Below are 2,593 nucleotides of genomic sequence, written 5' to 3'. Positions count from 1 at the left end.
GGTCGTGCAGCGCGGGACCGGCCGGTTCACGGTCCTCGCGGTCCCCCCCGACGCAATCCAGCAGACGCCGAAGACCGGCCGGACCGTGCGCTACACCGTCGAGACCGAGGGCGGGCTCGGGATCGACCCGGTGGGTTACGCGGCGACCGTGGCACGGGTGCTGAGCGACCCCCGCGGCTGGCAGACCGAGGACCGCGTCCGGTTCGTGGACGTCGCGCCGGCCGACGCGGAGCGCGGCGCCCGCGTCGACATCCGCGTCACGCTGGCCAGCCCCGACACGACCGACCGGCTCTGTGCCCCGCTCGAGACCCGGGGACAGGTCAGCTGCCACGCGAACGGGCGCGCCGTCCTGAACGCCAAGCGGTGGATCCTGGGCGTGCCGGAAGCCTACGGCAAGGACGTCGCGACGTACCGGGTCTACCAGGTCAACCACGAGGTGGGTCATGGCCTGGGCCACGGCCACGCCGCCTGCCCCGGCAAGGGCCGGCCCGCCCCGGTGATGATGCAGCAGAGCTACGGCCTCGACGGCTGTACCGGCTGGCCGTGGCCGACCCCCAAGCCCGCCTGAAGGGGCCCCGGCGCGCGTCGGAGCCAGGCCCGTCAGGCCCCGGCCCGGACGTTCTCGAGCACGACGGCCAGCCCCTGCCCCACCCCGATGCAGATGGCCGCCACCCCCCAGCGCCGGCCGCTGCGCTGCAGGCCGCGCGCCAACGTGCCCAGGATCCGACCGCCCGAGGCGCCGAGCGGGTGGCCGATGGCGATGGCCCCACCGTGCGGGTTGACGATCTCGGGGTCGATCCCCCACGCGTCGACGCAGGCCAGCGACTGGGCCGCGAACGCTTCGTTGAGCTCGACCTGGCCGACGTCGTCCCAGCCGATCCCGGCCCGGGCCAGCGCACGGTTCGCCGCCTCGACCGGCGCGAAGCCGAAGTACTGCGGCTCGACCGCGTGCGCCCCCCGGCCCGCGACCCGGGCGAGCGGCGGCAGGCCGATCCGGTCCGCGGCCGCCGCGCTGCCGAGCAGCACAGCCGACGCGCCGTCGTTGAGCGGTGAGGAGTTGCCGGCGGTGACCGTGCCCCCCTCGGTGCGGAAGGCGGTCCGCAGCGCGGCCAGCCGCTCGAGGGTCGTGTCCGGCCGGATCGACTCGTCGCGGGTGAGCTCCACCCCGGGTACCGGCACGGTGAGGTCGTCGTAGAAGCCGGAGCGCCAAGCCGCCTCGGCGAGGCGGTGGGACCGCTCGGCGAAGGCGTCCTGCCGCTCCCGGCTGATGGCGTGCTTCTCCCGGAGCTGCTCGGTCGCCTCGCCGAGCGAGACGGTCCACGCCGGGGGCATGGCCGGGTTGACGAGACGCCATCCGAGCGTGGTCGAGGCGAGGGCCAGGTTGCCCGCGGGATACGGCTTCTCGGTCTTGGGCAGCACCCACGGGGCCCGGCTCATCGACTCGACCCCGCCGACGAGGACGACCTCGGCGTCGCCGACCTCGATTTCGCGGGAGGCGACCATCGCCGCGTCGAGGCTCGAGCCGCAGAGTCGGTTGACCGTAGTGGCGGGGATGCTCGTCGGCAGCCCCGCGAGCAGGGCGGCCATCCGGCCGACGTTGCGGTTGTCCTCGCCGGCCTGGTTCGCGTCACCGAAGACGACCGTGTCGATCAGGCCGGGGTCGGCGGCAAGTCCCGGTGCCCGCTGCACGATGCCCTTCACGACGACGGTGGCCAGGTCGTCGGTGCGCACCCCCGCGAGCGCTCCGGCGAACCTGCCGAAGGGCGTGCGCACCGTGTCGTAGACGAAGGAGTGGGTCAGCTCGGTCATGCCGGTCTTCCTCCTGCTCGAGTCTGGTGCGCTGCTCCCGGGCGGTCGCGAAAGCGGGGCCGAGGCCCGGTACGCCGGGCCGGGCGACGGACGGGCTGCGCTCGAACCGCCGCGTGCACCACGTTAGTGCTGCTCGCTTCCTTCAGCCTGAGCGCATGTGGCCCGGTCGGGGCGTGCACTCCCGGACCGTGGTCCGACCGTCGGTGGTGGTGAGTCGGAAGGCTGCCCGAAGCTGACACCGGCCTGCGTCCCGAGGCTGCGACACAGCCGCCCGCGGCAGAGCGCAGGCCATGGCACAGCCGCGCCCATGGCCCCTGCCAGGTCCGGCAGGGGCCATGGGCTCACCCGGCGGGGCCGGCTCAGGCCTGCTTCGCACCGGCCTCGATGCCGTCGGCGAACTCGCAGAAGGCGTCGTACGCACGGGCTCCGTGGATCGTGGCCGGGCCGCCCTGCATCAGGAACGTCACGCCGATGGCCTCGGCCGCCTCCTGGCGGGTCGCCCCGGCCCGGGCCGCGGCCTGGGCATGGGAGGCGATGCACCCGTCACAGCCCTCGACCACACCGATCGCCAGGGCGATGAGCTCCTTCATCCTGCGATCGAGCGCACCGTCGGCGAACGCCGCGTGCGACAGCGCCCCGAACCCCTTGTACACCTCGGGGATCGCGCCCCGGAGCGACCGGTGAAGCGGAGACAGGTCACGCAGCACCTCCCGCCCGTGCGCCGAGGCGTGGGTGATCGTGTCGGTCGTAGTCATGCCCGTCCTTTTCGGTTGGCTGCTGGAGC

The 2,593-nt window shown here is 74.1% G+C and carries 3 protein-coding genes; 1 reads left to right on the top strand and 2 read right to left on the bottom strand.

Annotated features, from left to right (window positions below):
• Positions 1 to 568: DUF3152 domain-containing protein (locus tag WMI84_RS17990; protein WP_347355145.1), on the top strand; the 568-nt coding region annotated here is incomplete at its 5' end.
• 32 nt (positions 569 to 600) lie between these two features.
• Here the strand turns inward: WMI84_RS17990 and WMI84_RS17985 are convergent.
• Positions 601 to 1,800 (bottom strand): thiolase family protein, encoded by a 1,200-nt coding sequence (locus WMI84_RS17985; RefSeq protein ID WP_347355146.1) that lies wholly within the window; start codon positions 1,798 to 1,800, stop codon positions 601 to 603.
• Between the two features lie 368 nt (positions 1,801 to 2,168).
• Positions 2,169 to 2,564, bottom strand: a complete 396-nt coding sequence (locus tag WMI84_RS17980) for a carboxymuconolactone decarboxylase family protein (protein ID WP_347355144.1) — start codon at positions 2,562 to 2,564, stop codon at positions 2,169 to 2,171.
• Positions 2,565 to 2,593: the final 29 nt, after the last annotated feature.

It is taken from the genome of Intrasporangium sp. (genome assembly GCF_039812505.1).
Classification (GTDB): domain Bacteria; phylum Actinomycetota; class Actinomycetes; order Actinomycetales; family Dermatophilaceae; genus Intrasporangium_A.
This window is presented reverse-complemented; position numbering and strand designations above follow the sequence as displayed.